At 28.7% G+C, this 19,517-nt stretch carries 20 protein-coding genes; 1 reads left to right on the top strand and 19 read right to left on the bottom strand.

The annotated features are described in order from the left end of the window. Positions 1-113: 113 nt before the first annotated feature. The 19 genes from ACYUEW_RS00500 to cls form a co-directional block, all read right to left on the bottom strand. Positions 114-1,130, bottom strand: coding sequence for a flagellar hook-basal body complex protein (locus ACYUEW_RS00500; RefSeq protein WP_460275996.1), 1,017 nt, complete (start codon positions 1,128-1,130; stop codon positions 114-116). Between the two features lie 80 nt (positions 1,131-1,210). Next, positions 1,211-1,630: a TIGR02530 family flagellar biosynthesis protein gene (locus ACYUEW_RS00495; protein ID WP_460275995.1), complete on the bottom strand. Its 420-nt coding sequence runs from the start codon at positions 1,628-1,630 to the stop codon at positions 1,211-1,213. A 14-nt stretch (positions 1,631-1,644) separates the two neighbouring features. Further along, positions 1,645-2,442, bottom strand: coding sequence for a flagellar hook assembly protein FlgD (locus ACYUEW_RS00490; RefSeq protein WP_265204083.1), 798 nt, complete (start codon positions 2,440-2,442; stop codon positions 1,645-1,647). Between the two features lie 32 nt (positions 2,443-2,474). Then, positions 2,475-3,854 carry a flagellar hook-length control protein FliK gene (locus ACYUEW_RS00485; RefSeq protein ID WP_265204082.1) on the bottom strand — a complete coding sequence of 460 codons (1,380 nt, stop codon included), beginning with the start codon at positions 3,852-3,854 and terminating at the stop codon, positions 2,475-2,477. A 5-nt stretch (positions 3,855-3,859) separates the two neighbouring features. After that, a complete protein-coding gene (gene fliJ, locus ACYUEW_RS00480) occupies positions 3,860-4,297 on the bottom strand; it encodes a flagellar export protein FliJ (RefSeq protein ID WP_265204081.1) in 438 nt (145 codons plus the stop codon). 105 nt (positions 4,298-4,402) lie between these two features. Continuing rightward, positions 4,403-5,719, bottom strand: coding sequence for a flagellar protein export ATPase FliI (fliI, locus tag ACYUEW_RS00475; RefSeq protein ID WP_460275994.1), 1,317 nt, complete (start codon positions 5,717-5,719; stop codon positions 4,403-4,405). A gap of 39 nt (positions 5,720-5,758) precedes the next feature. Then, the gene (locus tag ACYUEW_RS00470; RefSeq protein WP_460275993.1) at positions 5,759-6,535 is read right to left on the bottom strand and encodes a FliH/SctL family protein; all 777 of its coding nucleotides are present in this window, start codon (positions 6,533-6,535) and stop codon (positions 5,759-5,761) included. Further along, positions 6,519-7,532: a flagellar motor switch protein FliG gene (gene fliG / locus ACYUEW_RS00465; RefSeq protein WP_003484484.1), complete on the bottom strand. Its 1,014-nt coding sequence runs from the start codon at positions 7,530-7,532 to the stop codon at positions 6,519-6,521. The genes ACYUEW_RS00470 and fliG overlap by 17 nt, the downstream gene beginning before the upstream one ends. Before the next feature lie 6 nt (positions 7,533-7,538). Then, positions 7,539-9,119 carry a flagellar basal-body MS-ring/collar protein FliF gene (gene fliF, locus ACYUEW_RS00460; RefSeq protein WP_265204078.1) on the bottom strand — a complete coding sequence of 527 codons (1,581 nt, stop codon included), beginning with the start codon at positions 9,117-9,119 and terminating at the stop codon, positions 7,539-7,541. 15 nt (positions 9,120-9,134) lie between these two features. Continuing rightward, a complete protein-coding gene (gene fliE, locus ACYUEW_RS00455) occupies positions 9,135-9,449 on the bottom strand; it encodes a flagellar hook-basal body complex protein FliE (protein WP_045518075.1) in 315 nt (104 codons plus the stop codon). 11 nt (positions 9,450-9,460) lie between these two features. Beyond that, positions 9,461-9,895 (bottom strand): flagellar basal body rod protein FlgC, encoded by a 435-nt coding sequence (gene flgC / locus ACYUEW_RS00450; RefSeq protein WP_030035954.1) that lies wholly within the window; start codon positions 9,893-9,895, stop codon positions 9,461-9,463. Positions 9,896-10,042: 147 nt separating this feature from the next. After that, positions 10,043-10,444: a flagellar basal body rod protein FlgB gene (flgB, locus tag ACYUEW_RS00445; protein ID WP_265204077.1), complete on the bottom strand. Its 402-nt coding sequence runs from the start codon at positions 10,442-10,444 to the stop codon at positions 10,043-10,045. Between the two features lie 573 nt (positions 10,445-11,017). Further along, the gene (locus ACYUEW_RS00440; RefSeq protein ID WP_460275992.1) at positions 11,018-11,869 is read right to left on the bottom strand and encodes a flagellin; all 852 of its coding nucleotides are present in this window, start codon (positions 11,867-11,869) and stop codon (positions 11,018-11,020) included. Between the two features lie 142 nt (positions 11,870-12,011). After that, positions 12,012-12,380, bottom strand: coding sequence for a hypothetical protein (locus ACYUEW_RS00435; protein WP_460275991.1), 369 nt, complete (start codon positions 12,378-12,380; stop codon positions 12,012-12,014). Positions 12,381-12,831: 451 nt separating this feature from the next. Then, on the bottom strand, positions 12,832-14,154 hold the full coding sequence (argH, locus tag ACYUEW_RS00430; protein WP_460275990.1) for an argininosuccinate lyase: 1,323 nt from the start codon (positions 14,152-14,154) through the stop codon (positions 12,832-12,834). Between the two features lie 20 nt (positions 14,155-14,174). After that, a complete protein-coding gene (locus ACYUEW_RS00425) occupies positions 14,175-15,368 on the bottom strand; it encodes an argininosuccinate synthase (protein ID WP_265204073.1) in 1,194 nt (397 codons plus the stop codon). 293 nt (positions 15,369-15,661) lie between these two features. Continuing rightward, positions 15,662-16,000, bottom strand: a complete 339-nt coding sequence (locus ACYUEW_RS00420; RefSeq protein WP_003484464.1) for a hypothetical protein — start codon at positions 15,998-16,000, stop codon at positions 15,662-15,664. A gap of 22 nt (positions 16,001-16,022) precedes the next feature. After that, positions 16,023-16,367 (bottom strand): hypothetical protein, encoded by a 345-nt coding sequence (locus ACYUEW_RS00415; RefSeq protein WP_042384556.1) that lies wholly within the window; start codon positions 16,365-16,367, stop codon positions 16,023-16,025. 178 nt (positions 16,368-16,545) lie between these two features. After that, positions 16,546-17,976, bottom strand: a complete 1,431-nt coding sequence (gene cls, locus ACYUEW_RS00410) for a cardiolipin synthase (RefSeq protein WP_080333555.1) — start codon at positions 17,974-17,976, stop codon at positions 16,546-16,548. Positions 17,977-18,302: 326 nt separating this feature from the next. Between cls and ACYUEW_RS00405 the strand changes: the two genes are divergently transcribed. Next, the gene (locus tag ACYUEW_RS00405) at positions 18,303-19,190 is read left to right on the top strand and encodes an FUSC family protein (RefSeq protein ID WP_061325866.1); all 888 of its coding nucleotides are present in this window, start codon (positions 18,303-18,305) and stop codon (positions 19,188-19,190) included. Positions 19,191-19,517 lie beyond the last annotated feature (327 nt).

Raw genomic sequence — 19,517 nt, 5'->3', positions numbered from 1 at the left:
TTAAAGTTTTAAAAATTTTTGTTTTTTATGTTTAATGTAATAGCTAATAGTTTTACCTATTAACTATTACATCATTTTTTATTTCTGTTAAGTTAAGCTTTACCTATTAACTATTATCTTTTTAAGTTAACTAATTCTTGAAGTATTTCATCTCCTGTAGTTATCATTTTACCGCACGCTTGGAATGCTCTATTAGCAACTATCATTTCTGTAAATTCTTCTGCCAAATCTACATTAGACATTTCAATCATACCATTAAGCATATCTCCATATCCTTTACTATTATCATTAGTAGTATCTCCGTTTTTAGATCTTATTATAGGATCACCTGAGTTACCTGATGATTTATAAAGATTTTTACCCATTTTTTCAAGTCCACCATCATTCTTAAATGAAGCCATAGCTATTTGTCCTATAGCTACTGATTTCTCATTTACTAATAATGCTGTAATAACCCCATCTTTACCTATAGTAAAAGACCTTACTCTTACAGCCTCGTCACCTTCTCCTATTTCATCTGGTATAGTAAGAGGCTTTAGAACATCTCCAAAAGTAGGTGCTGCATCAAAATCCGTAGGCTTTTCAATAACATTTTGTTTTTTATTATCTGCTACAGAATATTTTATTTGGGCATTGGTATTTTCATATCCAAATATTCTTAATCCATCTGCTGTTAAAAGATTCCCTTTTGGATCTAATGAAAAAGATCCATCTCTTGTAAACATTATTTCCATATTTTTACCATCTTTTATTTCATGTTTAGTATTATCTAATGTAATATAATCATCACTGTGTCCCTCTTGCAGCGGACCTCTTCCTACCACAAAAAAACCTGATCCATCTATAGCCGCGTCTAAATTTCTACCTGTAGTTTGCATATTTCCTGTAGTAAACTTAGTGAATATACCTGCTACTTGTACACCTAATCCTACTTGCCTTGGATTCGTACCTCCTAAATTAGCACTTGGTGCTGTTGCACTAGACATATTTTGACTTAACATATCTTGAAATCTAATACTTTGAGATTTAAAAGCTGTAGTACTAGCATTAGCTATATTATTACCTACTATATCTAATTTTGTTTGTTGTGCTTTAAGTCCACTTATACCTGAATACATTGATCTTAACATATAAAATTCCTCCAATTTTTAAGGGGTAATAACTTTGTATCTTTCATTCTACAAAGTAAAGCTTCCTAAAAAGGTCCAGCTTATATTATTACCGCACTATCTATATTTGTAAACACATTATCTTTGCTTTCTTCCTTTGTCATAGCTGTTATTATTGTTCTATTTTTTATAGAGGTTATTAAAGCTGCATCCTTGCATAATATTAAGCACTCCCTGCTTCCCTTCTTATCAGCTATATTTATAGCTTTATTTATGCTATTCATATCTTCTTCTGATAGGTTTATATTTCTAGTTTTTAGCCTATCAAAGGCATGCTTTGATATTATAAAACTTTCTTCCTTGTTTTTTTTGTTAGCTTTATCAGTATCATTTAGTTTTTTATTTAATACATCTTCAAAGCTTCCTACTTTATGTTCACTCTTAATATTTTTGTTTTTTAAGGATGCATAATTATAGTCTTCTATTAAATGTAATTTACCATTTATAATTTTAAATGACATATTTTTTCACATCCTTATTTCTTTTCTTCTACCTCAGGTTTATTTTCTTCCCCTCCTTCAGAAGGTTTTTCGTCTGGATTTTCAATATCACCAAAGTCCCCATCTTCTTGAACATTTGTTACATATTCAAATGGTACATATATATCTTGTTCTTTACCATCTTTTGTTATGGTAACTTTAATACTTACTCCTAAACCATTTCTAACTACACCTTTTACCACACCAGACAATTTTTCTTTTCCATCATCCATTAGTACATTTTTTCCTATTAAACTTACTGCATTTAATAAATCATTATTATACTTAGAGTTTTCGTTTATATCATCTGTAATATTTAGCACATCTTCCATAAGGAATTCTCCAACTTTTCCTGGCTCATACTCTATACTTAATTTAACTTCATCACCATTCTTTATTACATTTCTTACTATTCCCGCATATTGATTACCCTGTTCATCAAACTTTCTAAGTAGAACCACTTTACCTATAAAACTAGACGCTCCTGTCAATTTCATCATGCTATTTAAATTAGCCATTTGCTCTAAAGATGAAAATTGTGCCAATTGAGATACATATTCTGTTCCATCCTTTGCATTTGTAGGATCTTGATTTGCAAGTTCCGCAGCTAAAATCTTAAAAAAAGCATTTTTATCAAGGTCTTGTCCTTTTTTTACAATCCTAGTACCTCTCTCTGTTTTAGTTTCAGTGGCCTCATTGGATCTTTCTATTATTCCTTTTTCGTCTTCTTTCTTATCATCGGTTTTTGTTTTCCCAGCATAAGGGGAATAATTTGAATTAATTGCTGTTGGCATATATTCCACCTCCATTCCATTCTTTTAACATATTAAGCTAAGATATTTACATTACCATCTATAGTGCTTATATTTTCTTCTTCTGGCATTTCATCCATTGAGGATAAATCTGCTTTATCGTTTGACTTTGACGGATTACTATTTTTCCCTTTTTCATTGCCCTGTTTAAAAAAGGTTGTATCTTCGTTGTATATGTTTAGTGATAGTTCTTGTACCTTTATACCAGAATTCTGAAGCTTGTCTTCTATTAATTGCATATTGGAATTCAATAAATTATAGGCTTCTTTTGTAGTTGCTCCTATATTAGCTTTCATAATGCCACCTTCCATAGTTAGTTTTATAAATACTTCTCCCAGCTCTTTTGGCATTATTTTTACTGTTAAATCTTTTACGTTATTTAATTCCATATACTTTATAGATTTGATTATGTCAGCATTCATAGTGTTCTTATTGATTACTAAATTACCTAAATTTTCTTTCGAAGATAATTCATTTATATTTGTAGCATTTTTAATATGAGACATAAAATTAACAGCTTTATTTATTTTTTCTCCTGCTGACTGTTCTTTATCCTCTAAAAGTCCCTTTAAAAGTTTATCCTCTTTAGAAGTATTTTCTTTTAAATTAGAAGAATCAGTTTCTTCCTCTAATACTAATGGTTCATCCACATTTATTTTAGGCTCTACAGATAATTTATTATTATTAGATTCTTCCTTCAAAATATTTTTTATTTCATTTTTAATATTTTTTAGAAGGCTTACTTTTTCTTCATTAGGTTCTTTTTCAATTTGTGTCTGAAGCTTATTTGAAAAAGTTTCTAACAAATCTTTATCTAATGAATTTTTTTCTGTAAGATTTAGCTTATTAAATTCTTCACCCAAAATATCTTTTATCTCCATTAGCAATTGTTCTTTATTCCCATTACCTTCAGATAAATTATTCAGTAAAACTTTTAATTTATCTAAATTTTGTTCTAATTCTTTACCTGATTTTACATTTTGTCCAGAATATAAGCACTGTAATATAGAGTTAGCTAAAGCTACAAAGCTATCTAAATCTCCAGCATCTTTAATCTTTTCTACTAAATTCTTTAAATCCTCTAAAGATTTTATAGAATCTAATTCCTCCTTAGAAAAACCTTGCTCCTCTAATTTATCCTTTATTTTTTGTATATCCTCTTTGTTCAATTTTGACATCATACTGTTATCTTTATTATTTATGTTTTCATCTTTAATTAAATAGTTTTTATTATCTTGTTGAATATCCTGTTTTGTACTAATATTTTTATCTTTATTAGAAGATATATTGTTTAACACTTCGTTAAAGGAATAAGATTTTTCACTTTGGTTAGTTGACTTTTTAGTAGCTAAATTATTTTCTATTTTGGTAAATCCACTTATTTTTAATTCCACATTTCTCACCTCCTTTCAGTATTTCTTATAAAGGCATAGAGAGCAAATTCGTCATTATTTCTTTGCTCTATCATATTTTGTTCTTTTTCAAAGGCTAATTTATCTTTTTCCTTTAAAATTTCTACAGTTTTTCTTTCTACTTGTTTTGTTTTTAATTCTTCTCTTCTTTCCTCTACCACTCTAAGTTTTTGTTGTAATTCATTTGCCGTTTCATTTATGCAGAAATTTAAAGAATTTAAGTAACTATGCCTTATTTTTTTCTCTAATATAGAATCATTTAAATTTATGTTATTGTATTTTTTATAATTATTTTTTAAATTGAACAGTTTCTCTTCTGTATGATTTTTTTCCATTTGAGCCTGTTTGAACTTCATTTTACTTTCCTCTTCTTTTTTTTCTCTTATATCTAAAAGTTTTTGAAGTCTAAAGGAATACCCCTTCATTAAATTACCTACCTTCTTTTAAAGATCAAAAAATATATTATTAAATTAAATATCTATTAATTTTATTTATAGTTTTTTATACTGTTAAACTAATAAAAGATATTTTTAATTTTTAAACATATTTTGAAGAATAGATGTACTTTCCTCAAAGGAATGTTGCTCACCAATACCCTGTTTTAAGAAAGATAATATTGGTTCATGATAATGTATGGCCATATCAACTTTAGGATTACTGCCCTTAGCATAAGCTCCTATATTTATAAGATCCTCTGAATTTTTATAAGTGGCCAAAAGATCCCTTGCCATGCCTGCTGCATCCTTATGTTCCTTTAAAGCAATTTCTGACATAAGTCTGCTTACACTACTTAAAACATCTATAGCTGGATAATGGTTTTTAGCAGCTAAGCTTCTGGATAAAACTATATGTCCATCTAATATACCTCTTACAGCATCCGCAATAGGTTCATTAAAATCATCCCCATCAACTAGCACTGTATAAAAGGCTGTTATAGATCCTTTATTAGACATACCTGATCTTTCCATAAGCCTTGGGAGTTTTGCAAATACTGAAGGTGTATATCCTTTAGTTGCTGGTGGCTCTCCTATAGCTAGTCCTATTTCCCTTTGTGCCATGGCAAATCTAGTTACAGAATCCATCATAAGAATTACCTTTTTCCCTTGATCTCTAAAATATTCCGCTATGGCTGTAGCTGTGAAAGCTCCCTTTAATCTAACTAACGCCGGCTTATCAGAGGTAGCACAAACTATAACAGACTTTTTAAGACCTTCTTCTCCTAAATCTTTTTCTATAAAATCTCTTACTTCTCTACCTCTTTCTCCTATTAGAGCTATAACATTTATGTCTGCTTCTGCATATTTTGCAATCATACCTAAAGTAGTACTCTTACCTACACCACTACCGGCAAATATACCTATCCTCTGTCCTTCTCCTACAGTCATAAATCCATCTATAGCCTTTATTCCCGTAGGTATAACATCCTTTATCCTTCTTCTTTTCATAGGGTCTGGAGGATCACTATCTAAAGCATATGGACTGCCCTCCATTAATTCCTCTTCCTCCAGTGGATTGCCAAGTCCATCTAAGACTTTTCCTAATATATTCTCTGAACATATAACACTAAGAGGTTTGCCCTGAGGTATTACCCTACATCCTGGAGCTATACCTATAAGTTCTCCCAAAGGCATCAATATAACATTCTCTTCTTTAAAGCCAACTACTTCACAAGGAATTGTTTGATTTTTTTCGTTATATATAATACAAACCTCTCCTACAAAAGCCTTTATTCCTTCAACTTCTACAGTTAATCCTATAACTTTTCTAACGGTACCTTCCATGTAGTTAAAATTAGTTTCTTTAATTCTTTTTTCTATTCTCTGAAAATCTATATCTAACATGGACATTAAATTCACACCTTATCCTTTAAAGTAATTGTATAACTTTTATTTTTCATTTATTAATAGCTCTTTAATTTTATCTAAAGCAGTATCTAAAGAGGCTATAACTTTTCCTTGTTCTGTTTCTATAATAACCTCTCCCTCTTTTAGCGAAATATCCTCTATTACAAATATTTCTCCCCTATAAGGAAGTTGAGTTTTCCAAAACTCTGCTTTAGCTTTTATTTCTTCATAATAATTAGTATTACTTTTAACTATAAAGGTGGCAGATTTTTTTGATTCCTCTAACTTTTCATATATAATTTCGTTCATAGAGGACTTATCCTTAACCTCATGTTTTAATACCTCTTCTACTATAGTTAAAACTAAATTTCTAACTTCCTCTTCTTTTTCTTTTAAATAGCTATTATATTGTGCTTCAGTATCTAAAAATAATTTGTTAGATTTTTGAACCATTTCTTCATAGGCATTTTTCCCTTTTTCTATATAAGCTTCATAAGCTTCTTCATAACCGGATTTTTTTCCTTCTTCCAAGCCTTTATGAAAGCCTTCTTCATGACCTTTTTTAAAGGCTTCCTCTTCAACGACTTCAGCTTCAGCGTAAGCCTTTGATAAGAACTCTTCAGATTTTCTCCTAGCATTTTCTAATATATTTCTAGCTAAATTCTCATAACTATCTATAAAATTTTTAGAATTTTCTTCTTCTATTTCTTTTTCTATTTCTTTTTCTAAGCTTACTGGTTTTTTATAGTTAGTTTTTATTTTTTCTTCACCCTGTTTTACTACGCTGCTTTTTTTAATGACTTTATACAATGATTGCATCTTCGCCACCTCTTGATATTACTATCTCTCCAGCTTCGTCTAAACGTCTTATTATACTTACTATACCCTGTTGGGCCTTTTCTACATCCATTATTCTTACAGGACCTAAGAACTCTATGTCCTCTTTTAAAGAAGATGCGGCTCTCTTAGATTGATTTCTAAATATAACATTGGCAACTTCCTCTGAAGATCCCTTTAAAGCTAAAGCTAAATCCTTTGTTTCTACTTCTCTTAGAACCCTTTGAATTGCTACATCGTCTAAAGTTATTATGTCTTCGAATACAAACATAGATTCCTTTATCTTTTCTGCTAATTCTGCATCCTCTCTTTGTAGTCCTTCTGTAATGTTCTTTTCTGTAGTTCTGTCTACTTGGTTTAATACCTCTACAATAGTCTGAACTCCCCCTATTGTTGTAGCATCAGATCTAACTACTGAAGATAGCTTACTATCTAATACTTTTTCTATTTCTTTAACCACCATAGGTGAAGTAGCACTCATTGTAGCAATTCTATAAGCAACCTCTGATTGCAAATCTTCAGGAAGTGAAGATAATATTTGCCCCGCCTTATCTGATTGCATATAACATAAAACTAAAGCTATAGTTTGAGGGTGTTCATTAGATATAGTATTCAAAAGCTGTGATGGATCTGCTTTTCTAGCTATTGCAAAAGGTCTAAATTGTTGTGTAGCCTCTGTAACCTTATCCAATATTTCCATAGCCTTTTGACTACCTAAAGCTTTCCCTAAGAGATTTTTTGCATAATCAAATCCACCTTCTAATATATAGTCCTTAGCCTTATTTATTTGTATAAATTCTTCTAATATGTCCTGTTTTAACTCTGATTTTACAGAAGTTATATTAGCAATTTCATAGGTTATTTTTTGTATTTCTGAATCTGGTAATTTTTTTATTATACCAGCAGAGGCCTCAGGACCTAAAGTAATAAATAGTATTGCCGCTTTTTGAACTCCTGTTAATTTATCATCTTTAGCCATATATTATCACCTCTCATCCTCTGCTAGCCATGATTTAATTATTTCCGCCACTTGATCAGGTTTGTCCTTAGCATATTTTCTTATTTCATTTTCAACATGAGTCTTTTCATCCTGCGCCTCTAAATCTATAGGTTTAAACTTAGGAATTTGTTTAGTTTCGCTGTCGCTATCATCTATTAAAATATCTAGGCCCTCTTCATCCTCTTCATACTCTTCATCGTTCTTTCTTTTCTTAATAACAAAGAATATTATTGCTCCTAGTAACAGTAATACACCCAAGCCTATAGCAGTAAACAATTTTATTCTTTCTTTTGTTTTTTCAGCTTTTTGCATATCTTCTAAATCTTTTTTCACTTTATCCTTAGACGCTGTATCAAATGGAAGACCCTCTATGCTTATAGCATCTCCCCTTTTTTCATCATAACCTATAGCAGATACAGCTAGATTTCTAACAGCAGTTCTAGTTTCTTCATCTATATTTCCATCTAACACAATAGATGCTGTTAGCCTTTTCACAGAACCTGGAGCCTTTATACTATCCTGTTGAGTTTTTGATATTTCATAATTTTTAGTAGTTTCATCTCTAGAAGAGGTTTCACTACCATTATTATTTTGTGTAGTTCTATTTACCATATTATTATCTACTACACTACCATTTGTATTATTTCCACCTGCATTATTTTGATTTTTTTCTTTAATGCTGTGTTCACTAACTACTACATTTTTAGGATCATAGGTTACAGAATTAGTTTTAACTGCATCAAAATCTAAATCTGTGTTAATATTAACTTTAACCTTGTCCTTGCCATATACAGCTTCTAACATACTAACTAGTCTATTTTGAAGATCTTTCTCATAATTTTTTTGAAGTTGTTGTTGCTTTTCTGCTGAAGTTGTAGCCTCTTCTAAACTTCCTGAAGCATCAAATAAATTTTTTGTAAGAAGATTCATATTATTATCAATTACTTCTACATTTTCTTTTGGAATATTTTTTACACTTCCACTTACTAAAGCTACTATAGATTTAACTTGCTCTTTGCTAATTGTTTGTCCTTGTTTTAAGTTTAAAGTAACAGAGGCTCTACCTGGCTGTGTTTCCTTTACAAAGGCAGTTTCCTCTGGAAGTACTAAATGAACCCTAGTATTATCCACCTGTGGGAACCCCTTTATAGTTCGTTCTAATTCTCCTTGAAGGGCTCTTTGATAATTTATTTTCATTTCTTGATCTGTTTCTCCAAACTGACTTTTATCTAATATTTCAAATCCTTGACTACCATTAGTTAATGGAACTTCAGATAACATTTGCATCCTTAGTTCATCAACCTGATCCTTAGGTACCAATATATTATTTCCCTCTACCTTAGCTTCAACTTTCTTGTCCTTTAATTTTTGAAGCACCGCACCAGAATCATTAGAATCCATATTGGAAAATAAAACTGCATACTTAGTTTTACCAAAATAAAGAGATAATGCAATAATAGATGTTATAATTCCTAAAAAAATTATAGAAAAAGCTATTTTCTTTACTTTACTAAACCCTGTCCACTTTTCTTTTAACCCTTTAAAAAACTCCTTTAGCTTATTCATCGAAAGCTCCCCTTACTATAATTGCATTCTACTTAATTCTTGATAAGCTTCTACTAGCTTGTTTCTAACTTGAACTGCTAACTCCATGGACATTTTAGCTTCTTCTGCATTGAGCATTACATTATGTATATCTATCTCTTCTCCTTTTATAAAGGCCTGTGTACTATTATCTGATTTAACTTGTTTTGCATTTACCCCATCTAATTTATCTTTTAGCACCTCACTAAAACTAACTTTTTCCGTATTTTCTGTTTTTTCATTTCCATTAACAAAGTTTTTTCCAAAGTTATCAAAAACCTTAATATTGGGTACAAATTCATTTACTCTCATAATCAACTCTCCTATTTACCAATTTCTAACGCTTTTCCAAACATTGATTTTTCTGCATTCATAACTGTTACACTTGCTTCATAGGTACGTACTGAGGCCATCATATCCGCCATTTCATTTAATACATTTACGTTAGGCATAGATACATAGCCCTCGGCATCTGCATCTGGATGGGATGGATCATACATTTTTCTTACAGGAGAAGAATCTTCCACTATTCCTGTAGCTTTAACTCCATAAAGTTTTTTTTCATTTGTTCCATTCTTTTTATTCAATTCATTATTAAGATTTTCTTCAAAAACAGCTATTTTTCTTTTATAAGGACCACCATTTTCCGTCCTTGTAGTAGTAGCATTAGCAATATTAGATGCTATAGTATCCATTCTTAATCTTTCAGCGGATAATCCACTAGCACTAATTCTCATAGTATCAAATGCTTTAATCATATTGTTTCCCCCTTTTTCATCCCACATATAAATTCCTAGACAGATTTTTTCTAAGCTTGATCTAGAGTATTCTCTACTAAATTTCAAAATTTTTTTCAAAATTATCTTACATCAATAACACATGTTATGTTCTGCTAATAACATATGTTATCTTCCATTAATAATATATCTGGTAGTAGCTAATCTATTGTTGGCTTGAGTAACTAATGCATTATACATAAGGGCATTAGCTGAATTATTTACCATTTCGTTATCAATATCTACATTATTTCCATCTGTTCTCATACTAGTGGAATTATCCACCTCTTCTTTAACTTGTCCAAATTCCGCCCCATTATTCATATGTTTTTCCGTAGTAACCTTCATATTTATATTATTCAAATTATCTTTTAAAGTTTCTTCAAAAGTAACATAATGCCTTTTATAACCAGGAGTATTATAATTAGCTATGTTGTTTGAAATAGCTCTACCTCTATAAGATGATGCATCCATAGATTTTTTTAAAAGATTATTAACCAATTGACTACTAGACATATCTTCTACTCTCATGCTCTACACTCCCATATTTACTTAATTAAATACAACAATATATATTTCTACAAAATTTATATACAAATTATTTTAAGATAAACTATTTATATACAAATTCCTTCAATTTTATTTTACATTAAGAAAAGGATTTTGTACATACATTTTCTTCATGTTAAATGATTTTTTTAAACAAATTTAACTTTACATTATAACCCTCTTGAAATTATATGTATTTTTTTATTTTTATAATATAATTAACCTTGTTTTCCAACAATAACCTTAACGATGGAAATATTTATATTAAAAAATTACATATCATAAACATTTTCCTACAAGTATTATATAATAACAAAATATGTTTTACTACCTAATTCTGTCCACTTTAAATATAAATAACTATTTACATTTAAACTATTTATTAAAATTTAATAATATTATATGTATCTCATTTAACACACAGGTATATTCAGATACGCCTACATATTTATAGGCTAGATATTTTCTCTATTTCAACTTTCATAAATAAAAAAATTGATAAAATAAGCTCAAATAAAGCATCTTTAATTTATCTTTATTAAAGATGCATTTTTGTTACTTAGATTTTACATTTTCTAATATTTTTAGTACATCCATAGGGAAATTATTAGTTTGTCGCATTATAGCAAGGGAAGATTGATATAATATATCTGATTTAGCATAATTCATCATTTCTTCCGCTACATCTGCATCAACTAGATTGCTATTAGCACCCTCCATTTTAAGAGATATTTCTCCTATATTATTCATACACTCCTCAAATCTATTTTCTAAAGATCCATATTCACTTCTTACAGAGAGTACAGTCCCTATAGCATTATTTACCGCATCAAGACTTTCTCCTAATTTACTTGTATCTGTAACATTTATTTTTCCTTTTATATCTAATCCTTCTGTTGTTAGGTTGTAAAAAGGAATATCCTCTAAATCTCCCACATTAGCTCCTATAGGTACAGATTTTGTCATAACATTAGTTTCACTAAATTTATTTCCCTGTGAAAGAAGCTTAACACCATTAAACTCTGTGCCCTTTGCTGTAGTTTCTATACCAGCCATAAGTTCATTTATTTCATTTTGAATCACTTCTTTATCATCTAAATTATTTGTTCCATTAGAGGCCTGAAGGGTAAGTTCTTTTATTCGAACAAGCATATTCCCTATACTTTCCAAACCACCTTCTGCAGTTTGAAGCATACTAACTCCATCTTGAGCATTTCTTGAAGCCATTTGAAGACCTCTTATCTGTATTTTAGTCTTTTCACTTTGTGCCATTACATTAGGATCATCTTTAGCGCATCTAACCTTGTATCCTGAAGTTATTTTATCTAAAGCTGTACTTTGCTCCGTTAAAACTTTGGAATAGTTTCTAAAGGCATTTAAGGATGCCAAATTATGGCTTAATCTCATAGCTATTACCTCCAAAATAAAATATTAAAATATCTATTTTTTAAACCAAAATGGTTAAATCTATATATACACATATTTTTTCTATCGTAAGTAATTTATATTACTTTAACATTTATAAGATTTTTAATATTTATTTTAGAAATTAACAATAAGTATATTTCTTCAATTTACTATCTAAATGTTTTTTCCATATTTCATACTTGAGGGAAAGGTTATCCTCTATAAAACTAATAGCCTCATCCATATCTCCATTATCCAAAGTATCTTTAAGAAGATTTAAGCTATTTTGAAAGTCTTTTATTATTTTCTCATACTCATTATCCTTTATCTCTAAAAAAACTGGTTTTAGAGCTTTCTCTACATATTCTACTGAATCTACAACCCCCTCTAAAAGACTGTCTAATTCTCCATACTCTCTAAAAACTATAGTTTCCTTCATATAATCTATTCCTTCTTTCAAAACATTAGATAATTCTATAGACTTCTTTATCACCTCTATGTAATCATTCATACAAATTCTCCCTTAATATTATTTCTTTTTATCTAACCAAGATATTCTAGCTATTCATAGATTTATAAAACTTTAATTAAAATCAAAGCCAAACCTCTTTCTAAAACAAGAATCCTGTTTATATAAAACTTATTTTAACACAATATATTAAATAAGAAAATTATGAATTAAAAGCTTTTAAAGATTGAAAATTAAAACACAAAATACTTTTAATCAATAAATAGCTATAAAAATAAAGAACACTAATATTTGCATCCTAATATCTAAGCTAACGCACTGATTCCAGCTCCTGTAGCGCAGTTCTAAATAAACCTTCTGTTTATTTCACTCTTATATATTAGTTCGCAAATAAAGTATTCTAATTATTTTTCTAGATATTTATTTCCCTTAAAAATATTTTGTATTTTAATACCTTTAAAAGTTATTATAGTAATTTTAGAACAAAAGAGCATTAAAAGTATCCCATTTCTTTTTTTATTCCCTTATTTATAGAATTCTTATAATCTATGAATTCATAAATATCTTCACAAAATAAATCTGAGAATTGTTTTAATTCTTCTAGGGATAAATCTTCTATAGCTAAATTTTTATCTTCACAGTATATCACTGTTTCACCTATAACTTTGTGAGCATCTCTAAAGGCCATGCCTTTGTTCACCAAATAATCTGCCGCTTCTGTAGCATTTAAAAAGCCTTTTTTCACAGATTTCATTAAATTTTCTTTATTTACTTTTAGCTTAGATATTATACCTTCCATTACTTTTAAACAGCTTATTACAGTATCTTTCGCATCAAAGAAAGGTTCTTTATCCTCTTGCATATCTTTATTATAAGCTAGTGGTAAAGACTTCATAACAGTTAATATACTTATTAAATCTCCATATACCCTTCCAGTTTTCCCACGTATAAGCTCTGCCCCATCTGGGTTTTTCTTTTGAGGCATTATGCTACTGCCTGTGGAATAAGCATCTCCTATTTGTATAAACTTAAATTCACTACTGCTCCAAAGTATAAGTTCTTCGGATAATCTACTTAAATGCATCATTATTATAGAAAATTTACTTATAAGTTCTATTATATAATCCCTATCACTAACTCCGTCCAAAAAATTATCTACTGGTTTTTTAAAACCCAATATCTCCGCAGTGTATTCTCTATCTACATTATAAGTACTTCCCGCTAAAGCTCCTGAGCCTAAAGGACTTTCATTTAAAATCTCTAAGGCATTTTTTAATCTTTTCTCATCCCTTTTAAACATTTCAAAATAAGCTAATAAATGATATCTAAAAGTCACTACCTGTGCCCTTTGAAGATGAGTATATCCTGGCATAATATAATTATTTTCATTTCCAACTTTAATTAAAGAATCCATCAATTCCTTTAAACATCCTATTACTTCTTCTGTGGATTTTTTAGCATATAATTTCATATCTAAGGCTACTTGATCATTTCTACTTCTTCCTGTATGAAGCTTTTTTCCCACATTTCCTATTTTCCTTATTAAATTTATTTCCACAAAGCTATGAATATCCTCATAATCTCCATCTATTTTTAAAGCGCCGTCATCTATTTCTTTTAATATTTCTTCTAATCCCAGTAATATTTTTTCTTTTTCTTCTTCATTTATTATATTTTGATTTGCAAGCATTTTAACATGAGCTATACTTCCCTTTATATCTTCATAATAAAGTTTTTTATCAAAACTTAGAGAACTATTAAAGTCCTCCATAAGTTTACTTTCTTCATCCTTAAAACGTCCTCCCCAAAGTTTCATAATATGTTCCTCCAATTAGTCTAGAAATTTTTTAATGCTTTTATTTTGCATGGCAATCCAAATAAATTTATAAAGCCTTCTGCATCCTTATGACTATAAAGTTCACTATCTCCAAAGGATGATATACCTTCATCATACAATGCATATTCTGTATCCACTGAGCAAGGTTTTATATTGCCTTTATATAATTTTAATTTTACCGTACCCGTTACATTTTCTTGAGTTTTATCTACAAAAGCATCGATAGCCTCTCTTACAGCTGTAAACCACAAACCATTATATACAAGTTCCCCATATTGAGCTGAAACTAATTTCTTGTATTGATAAGTATACTTATCTAAGGTTACTGATTCTAGCTTTTTATGAGCTGCATATAATAATGTACCTGCTGGTGTTTCATATATACCTCTTGACTTCATACCAACTAAACGATTTTCTACTATATCCGCTATACCTATACCATTCTCTCCACCTATTTTATTTAATGTATCTATTATATCTACTGGATTTAAAATCTCTCCATTTATTTTTACAGGTATACCCTTTTCAAAATAAATTTCTAAATAAGTTGGCTCATCTTTTGCCTTTTCTGGTGGAGTAACCATGAAATACATATCTTCTTTATGTTCATTTTTTAAATCTTCTAAGTCCCCACCTTCATGACTTACATGCCATAAGTTTTTATCTACGGAATATATTTTTTTCTTAGTTACAGGTACTTCAACTCCAACTTTTTTAGCATAATCTATAGCATCTTCTCTAGATTTTATATCCCAAATTCTCCAAGGTGCTATTATTTTTATAGTAGGATCCTGAGCCTTTACTCCCACTTCAAAACGTACTTGATCATTTCCTTTTCCTGTACAACCGTGACATACATATTTAGCCTGCTCTTTATGGGCTATTTCTACTAATTTTTTAGCCATTAAAGGTCTTGCAAAGGACGTCCCTAGCATATAGTCCTGTTCATATAATGCTTCAGATTTTATTGCTTTATACAAATAATCCACTACAAATTCCTCTTTTACATCTTCCACATATATTTTTGATGCACCAGAATTTATTGCTTTTGTCTTTACATAATCCATATCATCCCCCTGGCCTACATCTACACAAACAGCTATAACATCCAAGTCATAATTTTCTTTTAGCCACGGAATTATTATTGATGTATCTAATCCTCCTGAGTATGCAAGTACAACTTTTTCTTTCATAAAATACTCCCCCTTAAATATTGTAATTTTATTAATATCTGGATTTAATCCAGTTTCATTTTTATAGGAATCAGTTTTCCCAGAAAATTCATCCCCTATTTGTTTTATAATTATACATATAAAATAATAAATATGCAATACTTTTTTGAAAGTTTTTGTTTATTTTTTATTTTTTTCAGAAAATAAGCCATTTATCGCAACTGATAAATGGCAAATATAGTAATTTTAAATTTTGCTTTATTCATAATTATGCACAAAATAAGCCCTGTTACACAAATTGTAACAGAGCTTATTTACCAAACTATTCTTTCAAAGTTTTCCATAACTATATATGTTTCATATATTTCTCTAGCTTCCTCTTCTTTTATCTTATTACTCACATATTTCCTATATAATATATATAGCTTACTGCTTAGATCCGGGTTAGTATTTTTTGTTTCTTTCATCTTATCATATATAAGTTCTTTTAAAGAAGGCTCTATTTTAGATGCTATTTCTTCATTAGCTACATAAATTATACCTTCTACTCTTTTTTTTAATTCTTTGTCCGTGCAAAGTATTTTTATTTCATTCAAACTAGATAAAATCTTTTTTACAGACTCTTTACTGATTTCTAAACACTTGTCTTCCATTAAAGATACCACCTTTATATTATTAATATATTAATTTATCATAAGCTTGACTTTTAATATATACATCATATAAAATTCTTGCATCTTCTTCAGTTATTTTTCCATCAGAAAGCTTTCTATATAGTATATATAATTTAGAATTTAATTCTGGATTATCAAGTCTTACTTCCTTCATTTTATTATAAATTGTATCTTCAAAGGGCTCATCATTTTTATACTTCACTATATTTTCCATATATTTTATAAGTAAATCTATCTTTTGTTGAAGCAACCTTTCTGAGCTAAGGGTTTGAATATCTTTTAGTTCTGAAAGCATTTTTCTTATTAATGTTTCTTCCACTATTATATTATTGCTATTGTTCTTCACCTATCACACCACCTAATAAGCCATTAATATAATTATATCACTTAAAAACTTATATTCTTTAATAATTAACAATTTGTTTAATAATATTTAATACATTATTTAAATCATAAAATGTTTTACATTATATTAATATCGTAATATAAAATTTACTCTTTAGTGTCAAATCCCTTTAAGTACTCTATAGCAAGGCAGAGAAAATTCTAGCAATACCTTCTAACATTCTTCCCCTTAAAGATCTATTTTTAAAATCTTCTTTATAAATTCTTCTGCTACGATTTAAATCTTCAAAAAAAATATTTTCTAAATTTTCTGTGGTTTCCTCATCATATACAACTGCATTTATTTCATAATTTAATTCAAAACTTCTTATATCCATATTAGCAGTACCTACAGTACAAATTTCACTATCTACCATAATAGTCTTCGCATGAATAAAGGATTTTTCATCATAAAAATAAATTTTAACTCCATATTTTATAAGTTCTTCTAAATAAGTTCTAGAGGCATAATATACTATTAAATGATCATATCTACCAGGAAATAATATTCTTACATCTACCCCACTTAAGGATGCTACTTTTATAGCATTCATTATGCTATCATTAGGCACAAAATATGGTGTGGTAATATATATATGATCCTTAGCTAAAGTTATCATCTTAAATACTGTTTGCATTATAGATTGAAACTGCGAATCTGGTCCACTTTTTACAAGTTGCATAACCTTTCCACCATACTCATGCATTTTAGGGAAATAGACCTTAAAATTGTCACCATAAGTAAACATCTCATCATTTACGGCCTTTATAGTAGCAAAGTCATCCATAAACACCGCCTGAAGCCCCATAACAAAATCACCCTTTACCATAAGATGAGTATCTCTCCAATAGCCTAATTTACCTTTACCTAAGTATTCATCACCTATATTTATACCCCCTATAAATCCAGCTTTCCCATCTATAACTACTATTTTTCTATGATTTCTATAGTTTATTTGAGTATTTATATGCCTTAAAAAGGGAGCTAAAAAATAGGAATATTGAACCACATCTATACCATTCTCCTTAAGCTCTTTTATGTAAGATCTTTTTATGCCTATAGATCCTACCCTATCCATTATAAACCTTATTTCTACGCCTTCCCTTGCTTTTTTTATAAGTATATCTTTTATTTCAGTACCTATATTATCGCTTTTTACTATATAGTATTCTAAATGTATATGATGTTTAGCTTTTAAAAGCTCTTTTTTTAGATATTCAAATTTTTCATTACCATCTTTAAATATCTTTATACTATTATCTCTGAACAAAGGAGATTCGCTATTTTTCGACAATAGTTCTATTAAAGAATGATATTCCTGATTTTTTACTTTTCCCATAGCTTCAAGTACTAATTGTTCTATTTCTATATTAGTAGTATCATGTAATTTATGTTTTTTCCAATTTCGACCTAAAAAAATATATAAAAATAATCCTAAAGGAGGAAATATAAAAAATATAAGTAGCCACGCTATAGTCTTTTCTGGCTTCTTTCTCTCTATTACTATTAATATTATAGATATAATTATATTTATAATAAAAAATAAAGAGAATATGTTCTTAAAGGACACTAAAATCCCCCCTTTAAATCGCATTTACATAAAACTTTTCATATAATAGATATATTATACTATAATAAAATTAAAATTACTATGAATTAAATAAGCATATATTTACATAGATATACTTTATCTATTAATAAGAATTGTTTTATATTGAGTAATTTTTGTTCTTTTTGTATAATTATTTTAAAGAAGAATACTTTATATATTAGGTAGTTTAATTTATACAATAGGATTTAATAAAGCACTCTAATTTTAGAAAATTATTTTTATTTATATATAACTTTACTAAAAACTAAAGTAAAATTTATAAATTATACAAAGTGAGGTAGACTATGAAATCCATAGGTATGCGAAATATTAAAACCGCTCTAGCAGTTACTCTTTCTATATTAATATCGGAATTTTTTAAACTAGATTCTCCTTTTTATGCAGCCATTGCCGCAGTTATTTCCATGCAAAATTCTGTTACAGGTTCCTATAGGGTTGGGAAAAACAGGATGCTAGGTACTGTAACCGGTGCACTTATTGGTCTCACCTTTTCTAGTATTTCACCAAACAACCCTTTTTTATGTGGACTAGGTATTGTAATTATAATTTATATATGTAATTTATTAAAATGGGATAAATCTATAAGTATTGCCTGTATAGTATTCATAGGTATAATGATAAATCTTACAAATAAAACTCCTTTGTATTATAGTATCCATAGAACTTTAGATACTTTTATAGGTATTATAGTAGCGGTACTTATAAATATGTTTATAAAACCCCCAGCCTATGAAAAACAAATAATAGTTGGGTGTAAAACTATAGTAAAACATTTTTCAAAAATACCCACAGAAAAAATCTATTTTCATCATAAAGTAGATATAAAAAAGCTTAAAAATCAAATAACTAATTTAGAGAATAATTTTAATGCTTATAAAAAGGAAATATTAAAGGCTAAAAATTTAAATGAAGATTATATAGATGTTTTAATAAAAATATTCAATCAAACCTATACTCATTTATCCTTTATTGATGCTATAAATAATAAATGTGAATTAAATAATAAAAATTACGAAAGATTTAAAAATTTATATCATTTACCAGAAGAACCTCATAAGTATGATGAAAATGATTTAAATGTGGTATATAACTATCATGTATCTAAAATAATATACAATTTGGAAAGCTTAAAGAAAGAATACAAAGAAAGTAAGTTAAAACTAAGTAAATAGGATATAGTTTTTATTCTATAAATAGCTAAAATAATGGAAAGCACTAAGTTTTATGAAAAAAATATAAGCTAACGCCGCTGATACCACGTCCTATGGTAAGCGGCTAAGGACACCTCTTGTCTCCTTTACGCTCATATTTTTTCCATAAAACAAGTGCTTTTCCCCATTATTTTGAATACTTATTTCCATAAAATCTATACCCTATTTGTCAAATATTTACTTTCTTTTATAATTTATTTTACTTAAAAGTGCTTATTTATTTTAATAGATTTTAAAGTTGTTATATTGAACTCTTTACTCTTTTATCTGTCTTTTCGCTCTGTACTT

The organism is Clostridium sp. CTA-1, assembly GCF_054768215.1.
This window is presented reverse-complemented; position numbering and strand designations above follow the sequence as displayed.